The 21,502-nt window shown below is 71.9% G+C and carries 18 protein-coding genes; 8 read left to right on the forward strand and 10 right to left on the reverse strand.

The features are described 5' to 3' along the window. Window positions 1-41: 41 nt before the first annotated feature. From ACIP6U_RS34100 to ACIP6U_RS34120, 5 genes are all read right to left on the reverse strand, one after another. Complete coding sequence (locus tag ACIP6U_RS34100; RefSeq protein ID WP_280879016.1) at window positions 42-278, reverse strand: DUF6213 family protein; 237 nt, start codon at window positions 276-278, stop codon at window positions 42-44. Between the two features lie 25 nt (window positions 279-303). Next, on the reverse strand, window positions 304-1,689 hold the full coding sequence (locus tag ACIP6U_RS34105) for an NADP-dependent succinic semialdehyde dehydrogenase (protein WP_401725981.1): 1,386 nt from the start codon (window positions 1,687-1,689) through the stop codon (window positions 304-306). Between the two features lie 74 nt (window positions 1,690-1,763). Continuing rightward, the gene (locus ACIP6U_RS34110; RefSeq protein ID WP_401725982.1) at window positions 1,764-2,234 is read right to left on the reverse strand and encodes an NUDIX domain-containing protein; all 471 of its coding nucleotides are present in this window, start codon (window positions 2,232-2,234) and stop codon (window positions 1,764-1,766) included. Continuing rightward, window positions 2,231-3,769, reverse strand: coding sequence for an ATP-dependent DNA ligase (locus ACIP6U_RS34115; RefSeq protein WP_401725983.1), 1,539 nt, complete (start codon window positions 3,767-3,769; stop codon window positions 2,231-2,233). Before ACIP6U_RS34115 ends, ACIP6U_RS34110 begins: the two co-directional genes overlap by 4 nt. Window positions 3,770-3,820: 51 nt before the next feature. Further along, window positions 3,821-4,750, reverse strand: a complete 930-nt coding sequence (locus ACIP6U_RS34120; RefSeq protein ID WP_401725984.1) for an NAD(P)/FAD-dependent oxidoreductase — start codon at window positions 4,748-4,750, stop codon at window positions 3,821-3,823. A 77-nt stretch (window positions 4,751-4,827) separates the two neighbouring features. Here ACIP6U_RS34120 and ACIP6U_RS34125 point away from each other — a divergent pair, with 77 nt between their 5' ends. The 6 genes from ACIP6U_RS34125 (at window position 4,828) to ACIP6U_RS34150 (ending at window position 10,168) form a co-directional block, all read left to right on the forward strand. Continuing rightward, window positions 4,828-5,430, forward strand: a complete 603-nt coding sequence (locus ACIP6U_RS34125; RefSeq protein WP_401725985.1) for a helix-turn-helix domain-containing protein — start codon at window positions 4,828-4,830, stop codon at window positions 5,428-5,430. Window positions 5,431-5,552: 122 nt separating this feature from the next. Continuing rightward, a complete protein-coding gene (locus tag ACIP6U_RS34130; RefSeq protein ID WP_401725987.1) occupies window positions 5,553-6,521 on the forward strand; it encodes an NADPH:quinone oxidoreductase family protein in 969 nt (322 codons plus the stop codon). Continuing rightward, a complete protein-coding gene (locus ACIP6U_RS34135) occupies window positions 6,518-7,699 on the forward strand; it encodes an acyl-CoA dehydrogenase family protein (RefSeq protein WP_401725989.1) in 1,182 nt (393 codons plus the stop codon). Before ACIP6U_RS34130 ends, ACIP6U_RS34135 begins: the two co-directional genes overlap by 4 nt. Continuing rightward, complete coding sequence (locus ACIP6U_RS34140) at window positions 7,696-8,787, forward strand: acyl-CoA dehydrogenase family protein (protein ID WP_401725991.1); 1,092 nt, start codon at window positions 7,696-7,698, stop codon at window positions 8,785-8,787. Before ACIP6U_RS34135 ends, ACIP6U_RS34140 begins: the two co-directional genes overlap by 4 nt. A 171-nt stretch (window positions 8,788-8,958) precedes the next feature. Continuing rightward, complete coding sequence (locus tag ACIP6U_RS34145) at window positions 8,959-9,816, forward strand: phosphatidylinositol-specific phospholipase C/glycerophosphodiester phosphodiesterase family protein (protein WP_401725993.1); 858 nt, start codon at window positions 8,959-8,961, stop codon at window positions 9,814-9,816. A gap of 157 nt (window positions 9,817-9,973) precedes the next feature. Then, window positions 9,974-10,168: a hypothetical protein gene (locus ACIP6U_RS34150; RefSeq protein ID WP_401725995.1), complete on the forward strand. Its 195-nt coding sequence runs from the start codon at window positions 9,974-9,976 to the stop codon at window positions 10,166-10,168. Window positions 10,169-10,179: 11 nt separating this feature from the next. On the opposite strand, the gene ACIP6U_RS34155 is transcribed toward ACIP6U_RS34150, so the two are convergent. The 4 genes from ACIP6U_RS34155 to ACIP6U_RS34170 form a co-directional block, all read right to left on the reverse strand. Beyond that, window positions 10,180-11,415, reverse strand: coding sequence for a phosphodiester glycosidase family protein (locus ACIP6U_RS34155; RefSeq protein ID WP_401725997.1), 1,236 nt, complete (start codon window positions 11,413-11,415; stop codon window positions 10,180-10,182). A 75-nt stretch (window positions 11,416-11,490) separates the two neighbouring features. Beyond that, complete coding sequence (locus ACIP6U_RS34160) at window positions 11,491-11,850, reverse strand: DUF779 domain-containing protein (RefSeq protein WP_401725999.1); 360 nt, start codon at window positions 11,848-11,850, stop codon at window positions 11,491-11,493. A gap of 75 nt (window positions 11,851-11,925) precedes the next feature. Continuing rightward, window positions 11,926-14,280: an FtsX-like permease family protein gene (locus ACIP6U_RS34165; protein ID WP_401726001.1), complete on the reverse strand. Its 2,355-nt coding sequence runs from the start codon at window positions 14,278-14,280 to the stop codon at window positions 11,926-11,928. After that, window positions 14,277-14,993: an ABC transporter ATP-binding protein gene (locus tag ACIP6U_RS34170; protein WP_401726003.1), complete on the reverse strand. Its 717-nt coding sequence runs from the start codon at window positions 14,991-14,993 to the stop codon at window positions 14,277-14,279. The genes ACIP6U_RS34165 and ACIP6U_RS34170 overlap by 4 nt, the downstream gene beginning before the upstream one ends. A 254-nt stretch (window positions 14,994-15,247) precedes the next feature. Between ACIP6U_RS34170 and ACIP6U_RS34175 the strand changes: the two genes are divergently transcribed. Together ACIP6U_RS34175 and ACIP6U_RS34180 are read left to right on the forward strand one after the other, a co-directional pair. Beyond that, the gene (locus ACIP6U_RS34175) at window positions 15,248-16,528 is read left to right on the forward strand and encodes a sensor histidine kinase (RefSeq protein WP_401726190.1); all 1,281 of its coding nucleotides are present in this window, start codon (window positions 15,248-15,250) and stop codon (window positions 16,526-16,528) included. 47 nt (window positions 16,529-16,575) lie between these two features. Continuing rightward, complete coding sequence (locus ACIP6U_RS34180; protein WP_401726004.1) at window positions 16,576-17,247, forward strand: response regulator; 672 nt, start codon at window positions 16,576-16,578, stop codon at window positions 17,245-17,247. A 110-nt stretch (window positions 17,248-17,357) separates the two neighbouring features. Here the strand turns inward: ACIP6U_RS34180 and ACIP6U_RS34185 are convergent, their stop codons facing one another. Then, a complete protein-coding gene (locus ACIP6U_RS34185) occupies window positions 17,358-21,437 on the reverse strand; it encodes a discoidin domain-containing protein (protein WP_401726006.1) in 4,080 nt (1,359 codons plus the stop codon). Between the last annotated feature and the right edge of the window lie 65 nt (window positions 21,438-21,502).

A 21,502-nucleotide genomic window follows, 5' to 3' on the forward strand; every position in this document is an offset into this window, starting at 1 on the left:
CCAGCCACACTCAACCCGCACCCGGCACCGCACAAGCACCCCTACGACGCGCCCCCACTGCTATGCGCAATGCAGGCCACATCAATCCGATCGGCCAGCTTCGCGAGCTCGATCGTGAGAGCAGCAACCGTGTCCTCGTCGAGGGCCTCCTCCCCGGCCTCGACAAGGTGCAGCCACCTCCCACCCACGGTCCGCAACAACTTGCTGACATCGGCGGCAGCCACCTGCAAGGTCCCGCGGTCGTCGACGATCAGAGGCAGAGTCACTTCGCGGTTCACAGACGGGATGGTAGCCGCGCAGCGTTCACGCTCCGTGCCAAACCGTCGTGATGTTGCAGAACTCCCGGATTCCGTGCCCGGACAGCTCACGCCCGTACCCGGACCGCTTCACCCCGCCGAACGGGAACGCCGGATGCGACGCGGTCATGCCGTTGAAGAAGATCCCGCCCGCCTCCAGATCCCGTACGAAGAGATCCACCTCGGCGTCGTCCCGGGTCCAGACGTTGGAACTCAGCCCGAACGGCGTGTCGTTGGCGATCAGTACGGCCTCCTCCAGGCTGCCCGCGCGGTACAGCGTGGCGACCGGTCCGAACGCCTCCTCGCGGTGGACGCGCATCTCGCGGTCGATGCCGGCCAGCACCGTCGGCGGGTACCACCAGCCCGCCCGGTCCGGCCGCTCGCCCCCGCACAGCACGGCCGCACCGCTGCGCCTGGCGTCGTCGATCAGTTCCTCCAGATCGGCCCGCCCCTGCTCGGTGGCGAGCGGTCCGATGTCCGTGCCCTCGTCCATGGGGTCACCGACGGTGAGCGCCTTCATCCCGGCGACGAAGCGCTCGGCGAACGCGTTGTACACGTCCGTGTGCACGATGAACCGCTTGGCGGCGATGCACGACTGCCCGTTGTTCTGCACGCGCGCGGTGACCGCGATCTTCGCGGCCCGGTCGATGTCCGCGGACGGCATGACGATGTACGGGTCGCTGCCGCCGAGTTCGAGCACCGTCTTCTTGATCATCTCGCCGGCGGTGGAGGCGACGGCCCGCCCGGCCGGCTCGCTGCCGGTGAGCGTGGCCGCCCGCACCCGCTCGTCGCGCAGGATCTCGTCGACCGCGCCGGAGCCGATGAGCAGGGTCTGGAAGCAGCCTTCCGGGAAGCCCGCCCGGTGGAAGAGGTCCTCCAGGTACAGCGCGGTCTGCGGCACGTTGGAGGCGTGCTTGAGGAGGCCGACGTTGCCCGCCATCAGCGCGGGTGCGGCGAACCGGATCACCTGCCAGAGCGGGAAGTTCCACGGCATGACGGCGAGGACCGGGCCCAGCGGCCGGTAGCGGACCAGGGCGCGGGAGCCTCCGGAGTCCTTCACGTCGTGCTCCGCGGGCTCCTCGTCGGCCAGCAGTGCCTCCGCGTGCTCGGCGTACCAGCGCATCGACTTGGCGCACTTCGCCGCCTCCGCGCGGGCCTGCTTGATCGGCTTGCCCATCTCGGTGGTCATGACCGCGCCGATGTCCGCCTGGTCCTCGTCGAGGAGCTCGGCGGCCCGGGTGAGCAGGCGGGCGCGCTCGGCGAACGTCGTCGTGCGATACGTGCGGAACGTCGCCTCGGCGAGCCGGATCCGGCGCTCCACCTCCTCCTCGCCCATGGCTTCGTACGTCTTGAGCGTCTCGCCGTTCGCCGGATTCACCGTCGCGATGGGCATGGCTGACCTCCTGGGGGCGGGCTTGCTCCGACCTTCCCGCGCGGCGCCGGGCACCGCAACGTGTGGGCCGCTGTTCAGTCCGAGTGCTCCACCAGCCGGTCGAGAAACGCGGCCTGCGCCTTGACGATCACATCCCGGGCCCGGTCCGGCGCGAACCACTCGACCCGGTCCAGCTCGGGGAACTCCCGCAGCTGTCCCGACCTCGGCGGCCACTCCATCCGGAACGTGCCCGGCTCGATCGTCGCCGGGTCCAGATCGGCCTCGATCGCCCACACCGTGACGATCTTGCCGTTCGTCTGTCGCACCTCACCGAGCGGCACCGCCTCCCCGTCGGGCGGCGCCAGCCCCAGCTCCTCCTGGAACTCGCGCCGGGCCGCGTCCCAGGCGGTCTCCTCCTCGGGCTCGTACTCACCCTTGGGGACGGACCAGGCGCCCGCGTCCCGCTTGGCGAAGAAGGGCCCGCCCATGTGACCGAGGAGCACCTCCAGGCCTTGGCCGGTGCGCCGGTACAGCAGCAGACCCGCGCTGCGCTTCGGCCCGGTCACGGCTTCACCTCCGGGTGCGCGGCCAGCAGGGCCTCCACGGTGTCCGCCTCGTCCGGCCCCTTGTCCTCGCGGTAGCGGACCACGCGGGCGAAGCGGAGGGTGACGCCAGCCGGGTAGCGGGTGGACTTCTGCAGACCGTCGTAGGCGATCTCCACGACGAGTTCCGGGCGTACGGTCACCACCCAGCCGTTGTCCTCGACGGCCAGCTCCTGGAGACGCTCGGTCTGCCAGGTGAGCATCGCGTCGGTCATGCCCTTGAACGTCTTGCCGAGCATGGCGAAGGTGCCGTCCGGGTTGCGGGCGGCGAGGTGGAGGTTGGACAGCTTGCCGGTGCGGCGGCCGTGGCCCCATTCGGCGGCCAGGACGACCAGGTCGAGGGTGTGTACGGGCTTCACCTTCAGCCAGGAGGCGCCGCGCCGGCCGGCGCTGTAGGGCGCGTCGAGGGCCTTGGCCACGACCCCCTCGTGCCCGCGCGCCAGGGTCTCGGCGAGGAAGGCCTCGGCCGCCGCCGTGTCCTCGGGACCGGACGCCAACGCGCGCCGCACCCGCATCGGCTCCGGCACCAGCCGGGCCAGCTCCGCGTGCCGCTCGACGAACGGCAGGTCGAGCAGGTCCCGGTCGTCGACCGACAGGGCGTCGAAGAAGACGGGCGCGACCGGGACCTCGCGAGCGGCCGTCGCCACGTCCACGCGGGAGCCGACCCGCCCCGCGGTCTCCTGGAAGGACCGCGGCCGGCCGGCCGCGTCGAACGCGATGACCTCGCCGTCCAGGATGAACCGCTCGCCCCTCAACTCCACTGCGGCGGCCGTCACTTCGGGCAGGCGGTCGGTGATGTCGTCGAGAGTGCGGGTGTAGATCCGTACGGTGTCGCCGTCGCGGTGCACCTGTACGCGGATGCCGTCCAGCTTCTCCTCCACCGCGCACGTGCCCAGCTTCTCGACCGCCTCGGCGACCGAGGCGGCGGTGTGCGCGAGCATCGGCTGGACCGGGCGGCCGACGGTGAGGCGGAAGCGGTCCAGGGAGGCAGGGCCCTCCGCGAGCAGAGCTTGTGCCACTGGTTGCACCGAGCCCGCGAGCATCACTGCCCGCCGTACGTCCGCCGGCGGTGCCTCGGTCGCCTGCGCGAGGCCCTCGACCGCCACCGCGTCGAGCGCGCCTTGTCGCACCTCACCGGTGAGCAGCCCGAACAGGAAGCGCTGCTCCTCTTCCGTCGCCGCGCCCATCAACTCGCCGACCAGCCGGGCTCGTTCGGCCTGCGAACCGGCGCCCGCGACCTTGCCGAGGTCGGTGAGACGGGCGTCCACCTCGCGGACGGTGAGGGTCGGTTCGGCGGCCGGGTCGACCCGGTTGCTCAGCACCTTCCAGCCGACGCCGAGCCGGCCCTGTGGCAGCCGTCCCGCCAGATACGGGATCACGATCGGTACGTCGTCCGCCTCGGCGTCCCGGAACAGCTCCGCGAGCAGGGCGATCTTCCGGGATCGCGCCGAGGTGGCGGCGACCTCCTGGGACACGTGGGCCAGCCGGGCAAGCAGCATGGCTTTATCGTGCAACGGAGGCGGGCGCTCCACACCTGCACGGCGGCGGCTCTATGCCCCCGTCTTCGCGTCGAGGTCGGCCATCAGCAGTTCCCCGTTGATCGTGGCGCCCGCGCGGTAACCCCGGCTCGCCGCGTTGATCACCTGCTCCGCGAATCCGCTCGCGTTGCCCGCCGCCCACAGTCCGGGCACGGTCGTCGCGCCCCGCTCGTCGATCACCGGGTACGCGCCGAACGGCGTCTCGGACAGCTCCGCGCCCAGCTTCACCAGCAGGTCGTTCTGCGGCACGGCACGCGGGGCGACGAACAGGACCGACCGGTCATGGGTGCCGCCCCCGGCGAGCCGCACCCCGGTCAGCCGGTCGTCCTCGATCACCAGCCCCGCCACCTCGCCCGGCACGACCTTGACCCCGGCCACCGCCAGTCGGCGCAGGTCGTCGTCCGACAGCCGGTCCTCGGCGACCGTGTGCAGGAAGAACGTCACGTCCTTCGACCACTGGGACACCATCAGAGCCTGGTGCACGCTCATCGGCGTGGTGGCGAGCACGCCGAAGGGCTGGTCGCGCACCTCCCAGCCGTGGCAGTAGGGGCAGTGCAGCACGTCACGGCCGTAGCGCTCGGCGAGGCCCGGGATGTTCGGCAGCTCGTCCTTGAGGCCGGTGGCGATGACGAGGGCGCGGGCCCGTACGGTCCGGCCGCCGGCCAGGGAGACGGTGAAGTCCCCGTCGCGTGTGGCGTCCACCGCGCGGTCGCGGACCAGCTCGACGCCGTAGCGTGCGATCTCCTCGCGGCCGATCGCCAGGAACTCCGCCGGGGACATGCCGTCCCGGGTCAGATAGCCCTGCATGTGGGCGGCGGGCGCGTTGCGCGGTTCGCCCGCGTCGACGACGAGGGTGCGGCGCCGGGCGCGGCCCAGCACCAGCCCGGCCGAGAGCCCGGCCGCTCCGCCGCCGACGACTACCACTTCGTACCTGTCGGTCATGGTTGACCACCTCCACGACGACAGTCGCGCGAGATTACGGGATTGACAAACTCGTTTGCCGAAACTGCAATACCTGTATGAGTGACGACAACGGCGACGGCACGCACGACGGCACGAGCGAGGTTCTCGCCGAGGTCGGCCCCCGGCTGCGGCGGGTCCGCAAGGAGCGGGGTGCCACCCTCGCCGGGCTCTCCGAGGCGACCGGCATCTCGGTGAGCACGCTCTCGCGGCTGGAGTCGGGGCTGCGCAAGCCCAGCCTGGAGCTGCTGCTGCCGATCGCGCGGGCCCACCAAGTGCCCCTGGACGAGCTGGTCGGGGCGCCACCGCCCGGCGATCCGCGGGTGCGGGCCAAGCCGATCGTGATGGGTGGACGCACCCACTGGCCGCTGACCCGCCAGCCCGGCGGCCTCCAGGCGTACAAGGTGCTCGAACCGCGGCGGCAGCTGGAGCCGGACCCGCGCACGCACGAGGGCTACGAGTGGCTGTACGTGCTGTCCGGGCGGCTGCGGCTGGTGCTCGGTGAGCACGACGTGGTGCTGGGCGCGGGTGAGGCGGCCGAGTTCGACACCCGGGTGCCGCACTGGTTCGGGTCGACGGGGGAGGGGCCGGTCGAGTTCCTGAGCCTGTTCGGGCCGCAGGGCGAGCGGATGCATGTGCGGGCGCGGCCCAAGCGGGCGTGACGTGGATGACGGGCGGGCGTGACGTGGGCGACGGTTCCGTGCGGGCGGTTCCCTGAGGGCAAGCGACCGCTTAGTATGCGTTGCGAACCCCGTCGGGCGAGGCAGTCGTGTGGAGGCACCGCATGCAGGCATGGCAAGTGCACGAGAACGGTGAGCCGAGCGAGGTGATGCGGCTCCAGGACGTGGAGACGCCCACGCCCGGTGACGGCCAGGTGCTGCTGAAGGTGCGTGCCGCGAACATCAACTTCCCCGATGTGCTGATGGCCCGGGGGCAGTACCAGGTGCGCCCGCCGCTGCCGTTCACGCCGGGCGTGGAGATCTGCGGCGAGACCGAGGACGGTCGCCGTGTGATCGCCAACCCCGCGCTGCCGTACGGCGGTTTCGCCGAGTACGCCGTCGCCGATGCCGTCGGTCTGCTGCCCGCGCCGGACTCGCTGGACGACGCCGAGGCCGCCGCGTTGCACATCGGCTACCAGACCGGCTGGTTCGGCCTGCACCGCAGGGCTCACCTGGAGGCCGGTGAGACGCTGCTCGTGCATGCCGCCGCCGGTGGTGTCGGCAGCGCGGCCGTGCAGCTCGGCAAGGCCGCCGGTGCCACCGTCATCGGGGTCGTCGGCGGGGCCGAAAAGGTGGGCGTGGCGCGGGAGTTGGGCTGTGACGTCGTCATCGACCGACGCAGCGAGGACGTCGTCGCCCGGGTCAAGGAGGCCACCGGCGGGCGGGGCGCCGACGTGGTCTACGACCCGGTCGGCGGCGAGGCCTACGCCCAGTCGGCCAAGGTCGTCGCCTTCGAGGGGCGGATCGTGGTCGTCGGTTTCGCCAGCGGGAACATCCCCAGCCCGGGGCTCAACCACGCCCTCGTGAAGAACTACTCGATCCTCGGCCTGCACTGGGGCCTGTACGCCACCAAGAACCCGAAGCTGATCCTGCGCTGCCACGAGCAGCTCACCGAACTGGCCGCGCGCGGAGCCATCAAGCCGCTGGTGAGCGAGCGGGTGCCGCTGTCGGGCGCCGCGGACGCCGTGCAGCGGGTGGGTGACGGTGTCACCACGGGCCGGGTCGTGATCCTGCCGAACGGAGCCGGCGCATGACCGACGCAGCCGAACTGACGCGCCGCACCGCGGAGTTGCTGGCCGCGCATCCGCCGGCCGGCACCGACCGGCTCGACTTCCTCAAGGCCCGCTTCGACGCGGGGCTCGCCTGGGTGCACTACCCCGAAGGGCTCGGGGGACTCGGCGTGCCGCGCTCCCTCCAGGCCGTCGTGGACGCCGAGTTGGGAGCCGCCGGCGCTCCCGACAACGACCCCCGCCGCATCGGCATCGGCCTCGGCATGGCCGCGCCGACGATCCTCCAGTACGGCACCGAGGAGCAGAAGCAGCGCTATCTGCGGCCCCTTTGGGTGGGGGAGGAGGTCTGGTGCCAGCTCTTCAGCGAGCCGGGTGCCGGGTCCGACCTGGCGGCGCTGGGCACACGAGCCGTCCGTGAGGGCGAGGACTGGGTCGTCAACGGGCAGAAGGTGTGGACGTCCAGCGCGCATCTCGCCCGCTGGGCCATCCTCATCGCCCGCACCGACCCGGACGTGCCCAAGCACGCCGGCATCACGTACTTCCTCTGCGACATGACCGATCCCGGCGTCGAGGTCCGCCCGCTGCGCCAGATCACCGGCGAGGCGGAGTTCAACGAGGTCTTCCTCACCAACGTCCGCATCCCCGACTCCCGCCGCCTCGGCGAGGTCGGCAACGGCTGGCGGGTCGCACAGACCACGCTGAACAACGAACGCGTGGCCATCGGCGGCATGCGGCTGCCCCGCGAGGGCGGCATGATCGCCCCGGTCGCCAGGACCTGGCGCGAGCGCCCCGAACTGCGCACCCCCGACCTGCACCAGCGGCTGCTGGGACTCTGGGTCGAGTCCGAGGTCGCCCGCCTCACCGCCGAACGCCTGCGCCAGCAGCTCGTCGCCGGCCAGCCCGGCTACGAGGGCTCCGGCATGAAGCTCTCCTTCGCCCGCCTCAACCAGGAGATCAGCGGCCTGGAGGTCGAACTCCGCGGCGAGGAGGGCCTGTTGTACGACGACTGGACCATGCGCCGCCCCGAACTGGTGGACTTCACCGGCCGTGACGCCGGCTACCGCTACCTGCGCTCCAAGGGCAACAGCATCGAGGGCGGGACCAGTGAGGTCTTGCTGAACATCGTCGCCGAACGCGTCCTGGGCCTGCCCGCCGAGCCGCGCACCGACAAGGACGTCGCGTGGAAGGACCTGTCCCGATGAAGCCGCAGCCCGCGCAGCCCGACCTGCTGTACTCGGAGGAGGAAGAGGCCCTCCGCGCCGCCGTCCGCGACCTGCTCACCGACCACTGCGACGCGGCGAGCGTGATCAAGCGCACCGAGTCCGACGCGCCGCACGACCTGTCGCTGTGGAAGTCCCTCGCCGACGGCATGGGCCTCGCCGGTCTCCTGGTGCCCGAGGACAAGGGCGGCCAGGGCGCCACGCACCGCGAAGTCGCCGTCGTCCTGGAGGAGTTGGGGCGCGCGGTGGCCCCCGTGCCCTATCTGACGAGCGCCGTCGTCGCCACCGAGGCACTGCTCGCCTGTGACGCCGACGACCTCCTCGCCGACCTCGCCTCCGGCCGCCGCGTCGGCGCTCTCGCCGTCGCCCTGAACGTCGCTCCGGGCGGCGCCTTCAGGACCGTACGACTCGAAGACGGGCTGCTGTACGGGGAGTTGACCGGGATCGCGGACGCGGCCGTCGCCGATGTGCTGTTGGTGCCCGCGGAGGACGGTGGGCTGTACGCGGTGGAGGCGGCCGAGGTCGGTGTCGCCCCGCAGGTCTCGCTCGACCTGACCCGGCCGGTCGCGACCGTGTCCTTCGACGGGGCGCGTGGCCGGCTCGTCGGTGACGGCGGACCCGCCGTGCGGCGCGCGTTGCGGGCCGGTGCCGGGCTGCTCGCCTCCGAGCAACTCGGGCTCGCCGACTGGGCGTTGACCGAGACCGTGCGCTACTTGAAGGAGCGCAAGCAGTTCAACCGGCCCGTCGGTGGTTTCCAGGCGCTCAAGCACCGGCTCGCCCAGTTGTGGCTGGAGGTCGTCAACCTCCGGGCCGCCGCGCGCAATGCCGCCGACGCGCTCGCCACCGGTGCGGACACCGACCTCGCGGTCGCCGTCGCGCAGGCCTACGCGGCACGCGTCGCGGTCCACGCGGCCGAGGAGGCGGTGCAGTTGCACGGCGGTCTCGGCATGACGTGGGAGCACCCGGTCCACCTCTACCTCAAGCGGGCCAAGGCCGACTCGATCGCCTACGGCACGGCCGGTGCCCACCGCGCCGAGTTGGCCGAACTCGTAGATCTGCGCGCCCCCTGAGATTCACCCGGTGAAGCCCGCCCCACCTGGGGCGGGCTTTTTCGTGCGGCTGGGCGGAAGGAGTGAACGAGCGACGGCAGTCCGGCCAACTCCTGGCATGTACAGGTTCATTGAGCCTGGTCCCGCCGCATACTCCCTGTGGTTCCGACCCGCCCCACAGGGAGGCAGAACATGGCCCACCTCACCCGTCGCAGAGTTCTCACCACCCTCGGCGCCGCCACCGCGGCCGTGCTCGCCCCGCCCGCGGGCAGCGCGTTCGCGACCGACACCAAGCACCGGCCGCGCCCGCTGTGGAAGGCCCACGCCCACAACGACTACGACCATCCGCGCCCCCTCTTCGACGCCCTCGACCACCGCTTCGGCAGCGTCGAGGCCGACATCTTCCTCGTCGGCGACCAGCTCCTGATCGCGCACGACGCGACCCAACTGGACCCGACGCGCACCCTGGAATCCCTCTACCTCGACCCGCTGGCCGCCCTGGTGAAGCGCAACCACGGTTCCGTGTACCGGGGTTACCACAAGCCGCTCCAGCTGCTGATCGACATCAAGACCGAGGGCTCCTCCACGTACCTCGAACTCGACCGTCATCTCCAGCGCTACAAGCACCTGTTCACCACGTACGCCCACGGTCGGGTGCACCCTGGCGCGGTCACCAACGTCATCTCCGGCGACCGGGCGGCCCGCATCCCCATGGAGGCGCAGACCGTGCGCCGCGCCTTCTACGACGGTCGCCTCACCGACCTCGGCACCTCGGCGCCCGCCTCCTTCGTCCCGCTGATCAGCGACAACTGGCAGCTCAACTTCACCTGGCTGGGCGCGGGCGCCTTCCCCGCGGCGGAGAAGCAGAAGCTGCGCGACATCGTCCGTCAGGCACACCGCCGCGGGCAGAAGGTGCGCTTCTGGAACACCCCCGAGGCGGCCGGGCCCGCCCGGGACGCGCTGTGGACCGAACTGCTGGACGCCGGCATCGACTACTTCAACACCGACGACCTGGCGGGCCTCGAGGCCTTCCTGGACGCCCACCAGTAGACGGTCGGCGGTCACCTCCACGCCCCTGCACCGGACGTCAATCCAGTACCGCGGACATCACACGTCCGGGGGGCGGGTCAGCCGCCCGGACGAACCCTCCGCTACGCCACACTTGCGGCCGAACGCCGCGAAACGGGCGTGGCGGAGGAGGTTGACGATGGCCATTTCCATCTCTGTGCTGGTGCTGCTCCTGATCCTGGCGGTGATCTTCCTGCGCAGCGGCGGGCTGAAGGTCTCGCACGCCCTGGTGTGCGCCCTGCTCGGCTTCTTCCTGGCCGGCACGAGCATGGCGCCCACCATCCACAGCGGCCTCACGGCGACCGCCGACATCGTCAGCAGCCTGCGGCCGTGAGGCCCGCCGGCTCACTTGGTGAAGACCCCGATGCCGGTCGGGACCGGACGCTCCGAACCGTCGGACGGGTGGTTGCGCACGGACACCGCGGTCGCGCCCGGCGCGCGGGCGACCAGCTCCGACGAGCCGCCGCCGTCCAGGCTGAAGGCGTCCACCGAGCCCAACGACCGCATGGTGGTGGCCACTTCGGCGATCGTCAGACCGGTGCGGTAGGCGGGGGCGCCGTCCAGCGCGAACAGCAGCAGCTTCCGTCCGTCGTCCGCGATGCCGACGGCGGTGCGCACGGCCGCGACCGCGTTGTCCAGGCCGGCCAGCGGCTGACCGCCCATCAGCACCGGGTAGCCGCCGAGCGCGAAGCGGTACGGGATCTGGGAGGCCGACGCCACCAGCCGCTGCTTCACCTTCACCGGCTCGCCCTTGAAGAACTTCCGCAGCTGCTGCGCGCCCGCCTCGCGGCCCACCAGCACGGTGGTCCCGGCCGCGATGGTGCCCTTGCCCGGGGTGTCGGCGGTCGACACGACCCGGTTGTTGCGGATCGTCACCTCGTAGGTGTCCGTGCTGCACGCGGCGGCGCGGTTGGTGTCCGTGCCGCAGGTGGCGCGCACCCGGGAGGCGCTGCCCCAGTCGGAGGTGAACGCGCCGACGGAGCCCACCGGCAGCGCGTACTGGTTGAGCCCGCCCAGCGGCAGTTGCCCCACCGGAGTGCGGACCGAGCCGCTGAGGCTCAGGCTGTCCAGCCGGGCTGTGCGGTCGACGCCCACGCCGATGACGTCCTGGGTGGTGCGGCCCGGCGGCATCGAGGGGCCGAAGCGCTGTCCGTTCGGCACCGCCGCCTTCAGCGTGCGGCCGCTCGCGATCGCCGGGCCGACGGTGGCGAACGTGGCGTCGACGCCCGGGTGCTGGGCCTCGGTGATGTTGAAGAAGTCGCCGTTGACGGCCGCGACGGCGCCCCTGGCGTCGGCCAGCGAGGACAGGGCGGCCCGGGAGGCGACCGCTCCCGGATAGAGCAGGTCGAGCTTCACGCGTGCGTCGCGGAGGTTCACGGTGACCAGGTGGGCGTGCGTCGGCCCCTTGATCCCCTGGATGTCGAACTCCTGATAGGTGACCCCCGAACCGACGGGAACGGCCCTCGGCGCGCCGCTGGCCGGTGCCGCCCCCGCCAGGGCCGCACCGGCCAGCGCGCCGAACGCCGTGAGAAACGCCAGTACCGATCTGTGTGCCGAGCCACGTCTTTGACGACGCGTCACAGTGCCCCCTGAAGTCTCGTCAACTGTCCCAGGACTCAGGAGAAGTGCATCAGACGGTGGTGTCCGGCGGGGTCCCTAAGCGCCGACTACGCGAGAACGAGTGAGAAAACGCAGCCCCTCGGGCGCCTCCAACGAGAAACCGCTGCCGCGACCCGCTACGACGTCGATGATCAGCCGCGTGTGGCTCCACACCTCGTACTGGCTGCGCGACATCCAGAAGGTCACCGGCTCCGGCACCCCCTCGACCGCCAGCTCCGCGAGCAGCACGTCCGAGCCCCCGGTGCGGAACTCGCCCTCCGGGTAGCACATGGGCGCGCTGCCGTCGCAGCAGCCGCCCGACTGGTGGAACATCAGGGGGCCGTGCGTCCCGTGCAGCTTGCGCAGCAGGTCGGCGGCGGCGGGGGTGAGCTCGACGCGCGGAGTGTCCTCGTCCATGCCACCAGGGCAGCACGGGCAAGGTTGCGAGGGGGTTGCACGGCCACATCGCACGGCTCGATCGCATGGCCGTCTCTACTCCGCGCGCAGTGCGGTCGCCGCGCGGATCCGGGCCGCCCAGCCGGCCGGCAGCAGCGAGCCGAGGACGGCGACGGCCGTGCCGGCGAGGGCCAGCAGGACCAGTTCGGGGCCGCCGTAGACGGAGGTGACCGAGTCGGGCAGGCGCAGTCCGGCGCTGTGACCCATCGCCGGCAGCACCGCGTCGTGCACCGCCACCCCGAGCGGTACGCCGAGGACGCCTCCGACGACTCCCGGCAGGACGACCGAGGTGACGACCATGGTGACGGTCTGGCGGGGTGTCATACCGAGGGCCTTGTGGACGCCGAGGTCCCGGACCCGTTCGTGGGTGTCCAGGACGACCCCGCCCAGGACACCCAGCGCGGCGACGCTGATCAGCAGCGCGGTCAGGAACGCGGTGAGGGTGTTGAGGACGGTGACGGTGTCGCTGCCGTTCAGGGACTTGGCGCTCGTCGCGCTGACGCCCAGGGGCTTGAGGTCGGCGTTGAGCGCGTCGACGTAGGCGTCCGTGTCGGTGCCCGGCTTCAGACCGATGGAGTAGGTGGTGGGCGTCAGGTCCGGTGCGGCCGACTTGAGAGTGCTCAGCTCGGTGAAGACGCGCATGCCGTCGTCGCCGGTGTCGAAGACCTCGCCGACGATCCGCACCGGCACCGGCCTGCCGTCCAGGTTCAGCGTGATCGTGTCCCCGACCTCGGCACCGGCCGCGGTCAGCACCGTACTCGCGACCACGGCCTCGCCCTTTGCGGCGAGCCAGCGTCCCGAGATCATCCGGAAGCCGCCCCAGGAGGCGTCACCGTCGAAGGCGAACAGGGTGACGTTCCCGGACACGCCCGACAGGGTCGATTCCGTGCTCGCGGAGCTGTAGTAACGACGGGTGCCCGACTGGTCGCGGATCGCCGAGACGACCTTCGCGGGATCGGCGGCCGTCCGCCGCTGCCGTACCTGTCCCTGGGGTTGGGGGCCGCCGCCCGGTGCCTGCGCGCCGATGGTGACCTCGGCCGCGTTGTGGTTCTTCGCCGCGATCACCTCGCCGAGCGAGGACGACAGGCCGGTGGCGAAGGTGACCGCCGCCGCGCCGAACGCGACCGCCGCCACCATCGAGAGGGTGCGCGCGGGACGGGCGAACGGCTGGGCCAGGCCCAGACCGACCGGCCGCGGCAGCGGGAGCCGCGCGGTGAGCCGGGCCGCCCGCCGGCCCCGGCCCGGAGCGGGCGTACGGCCCACGGACAGCGCGTCGACCGTACGCAGCCGGCCGGCCCGCCAGGCGCTCGCGCAGGCCGTGGCCGCGACCACCGCCAGCACCCCGCCGACCACCAGCACGTCCACCCACACCTCCACGCCGAGCCCGGTCGTGCCGTAGGCGTCCTCCGTCTCGGACAGCAGCGGTACGGCGAGCAGGTGGCCCGCGACCGTGCCGAGGACCGCGCCGACCGCGGCCGGCAGCACGGCCTGGCCCGCGCAGGCCCGGACGACCTGACCGGGCGTGCAGCCGACGGCCTTGAGGACGCCGATGCGCCGGATGCCGGTGGCCACCGCGCCCGCGACCACGTTGCCGACGATCAGCACCGACATGACCAGGCCGAGGACGCCGAACGCGACCAGGAAGGGCACGAACAGCGAGGTCTCGCGGGTGGCCACCTTCTTGACGTACAGCCAGGACTGCGTGCCCGTGAGGGACTTCGCCGGTACCGTCGCGGCGACCGCGGCCCGGTCGCGGGTGATCTGCGCCGAAGTGGCCGCGTGGGTGAAGCGGTAGAGCATCTGGTAGCCGTCCGGTTCGCCGGACGCCGTGAGGTCGGCGATCTCGGCGGGCAGCACCCAGCCGTCGGCGGTGCGGCTGACCGAGCGGGCCAACCCGACCACCGTCAGCGTCGGGCTGCCGGGCTGGTCGGGGAAGGTCACCCGCTGGCCCAGCCGCATGGAGGGGCCCGCGTCCGCCGACAGGACGATCTCGCCGGGCTTCGCCACCCAGCGACCCTCGGTCACGTCCACCTTGTCGACGGCGCCGCCGGCGGTCGAGCGGCCGACGAGGGTCAGGGGCACGGTGGCCTGCGCGTTGACGCCCAGGCCCACCGAGGCGGTGGGGAAGGGCCCGGCGGAGGCCTCGACTCCGTCGGCCTGTGCCGACGCCTCCGCCTGCGCCTCGGTGACCTTGTCCGCGTCGAACCCCACGGCCAGGTGCGCCCCGTGCTGACGGTCGAAGGCCTTCTGGAACGGTGCCTCCGACGCCACCAGCAGCGACCCGGCCAGCACGGACGCCGCCACCGCCAGCAGGGTCGCCAGACCGATCACCAGGGTCTGCACCCGGCGCCGGGCCATACCCACGCGGACGACCCGGACCAGCGCGCTCATCGGACCGACTCCGCGGTCGCGCCGGTGTCCGTCCCGGTCGCGGCGTCGGAGGTGATCCGGCCGTCGACGAGATGGACGGTGCGGCGCGTGCACGACCGGGCCAGCGCCAGGTCGTGGGTGACCACGACCACCGTCTGCCCCTCGTCGTTGAGCTCCCGCAGCAGCCGGCACACGTCCTCCCCGGACGCGGAGTCCAGCGCGCCGGTCGGCTCGTCGGCCAGCAGCAGCGGCGGACGGTTCATCAGGGCCCGCGCCACCGCGACCCGTTGCCGCTCACCGCCGGAGAGCCTGCCCGGGTAGGTCTGCGCGTGCCGGGCGATGCCGAGCGACTCCAGCAGATCGTCGGCCCGGCGCTGCGCCTCGCGCCGGCCGAGGCCCGCAAGACGCGCGGGCAGCAGTACGTTGTCGGCGACCGTCAGATCGTCGAGCAGGTTGAAGAACTGGAACACCATGCCGACCTTCGTACGTCGATAGCGCGCCGCGGCCGCCTCGCCGAGCCGGTCCACGCGGACGCCGTCCACGGTGACCGTCCCCTCGTCCGGCCGGTCCAGGCCCGCGACCAGGTTGAGCAGCGTCGACTTGCCGCTGCCCGACGGCCCCAGGATCGCGACCGCCTCCCCGGCCCGTACGGTCAGCGACGCCTCCCGCAGCGCCGGTGGTCCTGCGTCGTAGCGGCGGCCGACCTCGTGCAGGTCGATCACGGGTGTGCTCATGGCCCACTCCCTCGGCCCTCGCCGCGACGGCGAGGGCGTTCTCGTATCGGATGCGACGACGCTAGGAACGGAGGCGGTGCGGGCACGACGGCCGCCGGGGGTAATCGCCGTACCGCGTGCGGACCATGGCGGGCGGTGTCATCCCTGAGATGTACGCGCCGGATGTACTCGGCCAGGTCTGCGGAGGGATTCCCGCCGTGCCGCACGCTCGGGAGAATGGGCCGGTGACGGTGTGGGAGCGGGTGGGACACGGCATGCCGGGCCGACTGCGCGTCGGCGCCGGGGCGTTGCTGCGGCCGACCGGTCCGCTGCCCGTGCCGAGCCGGCGCGACCGGCTCGCCGACGGGGCGCTGGCGCTGGTCCTGGCCGTGCTGTCGGTGCAGTTCACGATGGGCGACGGGTACGAACAGTCGCACGGGCACAGCATGGTGGGCCTGCTCGACCTGGTCCTCGTGGCCTCGGGAGCGCTCGCGCTGCGCCGCCGCTACCCGCTGACCGTGCTGTGGATCGTCATGACGGCGACCGCGCTCACCCCGGACAGCGTCGCCCGGATCACCTTCTACCAGTGCGTCGTCGCCGCTTACTCCGCGGCGGCCTACAGCCCTTACCGGGCGGGCACGTTGGTGAGTCTGGTGGGTGCGGTCGCGCTGATCGGCCTGCCCTCGGGCGGCGGCGACCGGCCCTATCCCTACGCGTATCCGCTCCCGTACCCCGTCCCGCCCGACCTCGCGACCACACAGCCCACCGTGCCGACCCAGTACGTGCCGTTGCTGCTGTCCGTGCCGCTCGTCATCGCCGCCGTCGGGCTGCGGACCTGGCGGCGCCGGGCCGCCGAGACCCGGAGCCGGCTGACGGCCGTGGAGCACGAGCAGGCAGAGGCGCTGCGCCGGGCCGTCGAGCTCGAACGCGCCCGGATCGCGCGGGAGTTGCACGATGTCGTCACGCACAACGTCAGCGTGATGGTCATCCAGGCCGGCGCCGCCCGCACGATCATGGAGAGTTCGCCCGAGGAGGCGCGCGAGGCGCTGCTCGCGGTCGAGACGGGCGGCCGGGCGGCGATGGGGGAGCTGCGGCAGGTCATGGGCCTGCTCACGCCGGACGTCGACGACACGGACGACCCCGGTCAGCTGTGCCTGGGGCCGCAGCCCGGCCTCGGTCAACTGGACGCCCTCGTCGGGCGGATGCGCGCCGCCGGACTGCCGGTCGAGCTGACCGTGACCGGAACGGCACCCGCCGAACTGTCACCGGGCGTCGAACTCGCCGCCTACCGCGTGGTTCAGGAGGCTCTGACCAACACGGTCAAGCACGCGACCGGCGCGAAGGCGAGCGTGCGGGTCGCGTACGGCGCCGAGGACCTGGACGTGGAGATCAGCGACACCGGTGGCCCGCCCGCCCCCGCCGCGGCCACCGGCAACGGACGCGGACTGATCGGCCTGCGCGAACGCCTCGCCGTCCACGGCGGCACCCTGCGCACCGGCCCGCGCCCCCTGGGCGGTTACCGCGTGCACGCCCTCATCCCCCTGCGGCACCAGTGAAGTCGGAGCTACCGGGAGATGGCGGCACCCATGAGACTGGAGCATCCATGAACCCGCCCCTGCGGGTCGTCGTCGCCGACGATCAGGCCCTGGTGCGCACCGGCTTCCGGCTGATCCTCGGCGCCCACGGCATCGAGGTGGTCGCCGAGGCGGCCGACGGGGGAGAGGCCGTGGCGGCGGTCCGGCGCACCCTGCCTGACGTGGTCCTGATGGACATCCGGATGCCCGACATGGACGGACTGGAGGCCACCCGACGCATCCTGGAGGGGGCCACGGACGCGCCCCGCGTGGTCATGCTCACCACCTTCGACCTCGACCACTACGTGTACGCGGCGCTGTCCGCCGGAGCCAGCGGCTTCCTTCTCAAGGACGTCACACCCGAGCAACTCGTCGCCGCCGTCCGCACGGTACGGGCCGGGGACGCGCTGCTCGCCCCCGCCATCACCCGCCGCCTCGTCGAACGCTTCGCCCGCCCCAGCGCCGCGTCGGCCTCCCTGCACCGCGACCTGGCGGCCCTGACCCCGCGCGAACTCGACGTGCTCCGGCTGCTCGCCGAGGGCCTCAGCAACGCCGAACTCGCCACCCGCCTCCACCTGTCCGAGGCCACCGTCAAGACCCACGTCTCCCGCATCCTCACCAAACTCACCCTGCGCGACCGCGCCCAGGCGGTGGTCGTGGCCTACGAGACGGGACTGGTCAGTCCGCGGTCGAGTCTCTGACGGCGCCCTTCGCCCGGCGCCGTGCGGCAGCACGAAGTCGAGGGCCGGGCGGGACTGCCGGGCCCTCGACTCCTACGTTCCGACCGCCCTGACCACGGCCGGATCCTGTCCTACGGCCTCGCCGTGGCCGTAGGCACGTTGTATCCCTCCACCCGCAGCTTCGGCCGGGACCCGCCCGGAGCTTCCGCCGGCCAGGACGCGGTGACGGTGCGGGACTCACCCGGCAGCAGCCACAGGTAGTTGTCGCTGTAGAGGGTGGGCAGCACCCGGTCGCCCGACTTCGCGTCGAGGAGCGAGACGCGCACCATCGACGCGACCGACGAACCGCGGTTGGTCAGCCGTGCGGTGAGGCCGTGGCGGGAGCCCGAGTGGTCCGTGTCGGTGATGTCGACCGAAACACGGGTGCGCGCCGCGGAGTTGAGCGCCCGCATGTCCTGCGGGTTCTTGTAGCGCCAGTACGTGTTCTCGGACAGCAACGCGCCGCGCGCGTCCGTGAGGCGCACCCGGAGCAGGTGGAAGTCCGGGAGGCCGTCCCTGCCCACCGTGAACGCGCTCGCCGTCGCGGAGGACTCGATGTCGACCTTCTTGCGCTGCTCGGCGGCGAGTTGACGACCCGTCAGGTCGTAGTAGCGGGCGGAGACCGTGGCACCCTTGATCGCCTTGGGCGTGTGGTTGACCGCGATCACCTTGCCGCTCGCCGAGTCCGCCTGGACGTGGACGGGCTCGCTCGCCTTGCGGGAGCCGTAGTAGGCGCCGTTGACGTCGAAGTCGTAGTCGTAGGTCTGCCACACCGTGCTGTACCAGGCGGGGTGGGACATCCAGAGCATCAAGCCGCTGGCGTCCTCCCACAGGTTGGCGTTCCAGGCCTCGAACATGGCGCGGTGGTTCTCGTAGTTGACGAACTGCGCCTTGCGGGCCAAGTCCTCCAGACCGGTTGTGGTGTCCAGGCGGGATTCGATCGCGGCACGGTAGTTCTGCGGTGCCTGATTCCCTCGGGTGCTCCAGTCGTGGTAGTACCAGGCGCCGCCGATCGGCCACTCGGGCTCGTCGCCGACGAGGTTGCGCAGCGTCTCGGCCGTCGACACCACCGGCATGCCGATCTCGGTGTGGAAGCCGAAGACGCCACCGCCGTACGTGGCGGCGGAGGCGTAGCGCTCCGGCTCGACCCAGCCGTAGGGGCCGCCGCCGGAGACGATCCCGCCCGCGGAGTTGTTCTGGTAGAGCAGGTCGGGCGCCTCGGCGCGCACCGCCGCCCGCATGCCGTCGTCGACCGCCGCGGGCGGGTTGCCCTCGTTGGCGCCGCACCACACCACGACGCTCGGGTGGATCCGGTACCGGCGCACGGTGTCCTGCGCGGTGTCCAGGAACGCCTTGTGGTCCGGCGGGTCCATCCCCCACGCGTTGGGGAAGTCGTTCCACACCAGAATGCCGTGCTCGTCGCAACTGGCGTAGAACTCCTCGCGGTTGCTGCAGGCGACCCAGTTGCGGATCATCGTGAAGTTCATGTCCCGGTGCATCCGCACGGCCGCGTCCATGCGGGCCTTCGGCATCCGGCGCAGCAGTTCGTCCCAGCCCCAGTTGCCGCCCCGGCAGAAGACCCGGGTGCCGTTCACGCTGATCTTCAACGGCTTGGTGGAGTTGTCGACGGACTTCACGTCGGTCCAGTCGTCGCCGTTGTCGGAGACCTGGATCGTGTACTTCTTGGCGTAGGCCGCCTCCCAGGTGATGACCACCCGGTCGAAGGACACGGTCGAGCCGAGGTCGACGCGGATCCACTGGTTGTCCTCGTAGGAGGAGGACCAGCGGGTGCCCGGGTCGCCGTCGGTGGCGTTGCCGGGCCCGTTGCCCGAGTTCTCGTCGGCGGACGAGGTCGCCGTCCGGTGCAGCGCCAGGTCGGTGTCCGGTGACGCGCTGTTCACGACCGACAGGGCCCACATCGAGGAGCCGTAACCCGTCGCTCGCTCACGGCAGAAGACCCTCAGATACCGGGCGCTCTGCGCGTCGATGTCCACGCTCTGGATGCTTGCCTCGCCACCGGCGCGGAACGGGAGCGGCACCGCGGTGTTGTCCACCGAGGCCGCGTCCGTCCAGGTGTCGCCGTCGTCGGAGACCTGGACGGCGTACGTCTTCGCGTACGCCTGCTCCCAGGTGATGACGACCCGGTCGAAGGAGACCGAGGAGCCGAGGTCGACGCGGATCCACTGGTCGTCCTCGAAGGACGAGGACCAGCGGGTGCCCGCGTCCCCGTCGGTCGCGTTGCCCGGCTTGTTGCCGGGGTCGTCCACGGAGGAGGAGGTCGCCGTCTTCCCGAGCGCGAGGTCGTTGTCCTGGGCCAGGCTGTCCACGACGGACAGCGCCCACATCGACGAACCCCAGTTCGTGGCCCGGGTACGGCACAGGATCCGCACGTAACGCGCCGTGCGGCGGGTGAAGTTCACCGTCTGGGCGTAGGAGTCGCCGCCCTTCTGGAAGGTGAGCGGCACCTCGTACTCGTAGCCGAACTGACGTATCCCGAAGCGGGTCGTGCGCCGGTCGCTCTCCGCGCCGCCGACGGAGGCGGTGAGGGTGAGGTCGTGCAGGGTGGCCTCGCCGTAGCCGTTGGGCCACCACAACGCCGGGTTGCGCAGACGGAGTTCGGGGTTGTCGGCGGGGGCGAAGACCACGTCGGTGGTCGCGCCGCCGGCGATCGTGACCGTCTTGGTGAGGCGTACGCCCTTGAAGGCCGCGGAGACGGTCACCTTCCGGTCGGCGGTGTCCGCGTTCTTCACCGGCACGGTGATGGTCAGTTCGGCGGTGCCCGTGTCCGGGAGGTCGGGCAGCCGGGTGTCCACGCGCGGGTCGCCGATGACCGCGGCGCCGGTGGAGCGCAGCCGGACGTGGTTCCAGATGCCGGCCGCCCGGTCGCGGACCGCGGGCATCCAGTCCCAGCCCGAAGAGGCCAGATACGTCGGGGAGTTGCGGTTCATCATGTTTGCGCCGGCGTCGACGAACGCGAGACCGGCGGGGCCCTTGTCGCCCGGGCTGCCCGGGAACGGCATCGGCGTGATCCGCACGGCGAGGGCCTGCGCGTCGCCGCCGGCCGCCAGGAGCTTGGTGACGTCGAAGGCGGCGCGGGCGAAGGTGAAGGCGACCTCGCCGACGGAGCTGCCGTTGAGCCAGACGTCCGCCTTGTGGTTGACCCCGTCGAACTCCAGCCAGATGTGGCGTCCGGCGCCGGTGCGCAGACCCTTGGGGAGGTGGAACTCGCGCCGGTACCACCAGGAGTGGCGCGAAAGGGCCTCCGGGACATGGAGGTTGTTGAATCCGGCCACCGGGTCGGGCAGATGACCCTGGTCGACGAGCGAGGTCGTGACCGTGCCGGGGACCGTCGCCGGCAGCCAACGGCTCGTGTCCGCCGAGGACTTGGACAGGGCGGCGCCGTCACCGGCGGCCCAGTCGTCCATCGTCAGGTCCCAGCCGGACTCCAGCGGGACGGTGCCGTCCTCGGCGACCTTGAGTGCCGGGGGAGTGCGGTGGTTGGTGCCCCAGTCGGTCCAGCCCGTGGCCTCGTGGCGGGCGGTGCGGCAGGTGCCGTACACCTGGAAGCCGTTGAGGCCGAGCGGGTTGGTGTTGGAGCGCTTGCGCACCGTCATGCGGACCCAGCGGGCGCTGACCGGCTTGGCCAGGGCGATCTCCACGACCCCGCCCTTGCCGGAGGTGGTGCTGTACACCGTCGTCCAGGCCTTGTTGTCCCGCGAGGTCTCGACGACGTAGTCGACCGCGCAGCTGGAGAGGATCTCCTGGCCGGTCGTGTCGTTGCGCGGGCTGCCGCTGGTCGACTCGGTGAACGCCGGGTCGTCCGCGGTCGCTTCGAAGGTGAGGTGGACCGAGTCGACCTCGCACAGGGCCTGGAGGTCGACCGAGATCCACTGGGGGTCTCCGGCCGCCGCGCGCCAGCCCGTGCCGCGCACGCCGGTGGACGTCACCCTGTCGACCACGAACTCCGCCGGGGTGGGCGCGTAGTCGGTCGAGGAGACGGTGACGGGCCGATATCCGGCCAGCTCGCCCGGTGTCACCGGCCGGCTCGCCTGTCCGGATCCGGTCGCGAAGGCGTCGGTGGTCGAGGTCATGCCGAGGCCGAAGCCGGCCAGCAGGGCGGAGCCGGTGGAGAGGAGGGTGCGGCGCGAGGGTCTGGACAACTGATCCGACATGAAATGCGGCTCCGATCAGGGAAGTTCAGGGCGCGGGCGAGCACGGGGGCAGCCTGCTGACAACG

It is taken from the genome of Streptomyces sp. NPDC088794 (assembly GCF_044750545.1).
Classification (GTDB): domain Bacteria; phylum Actinomycetota; class Actinomycetes; order Streptomycetales; family Streptomycetaceae; genus Streptomyces.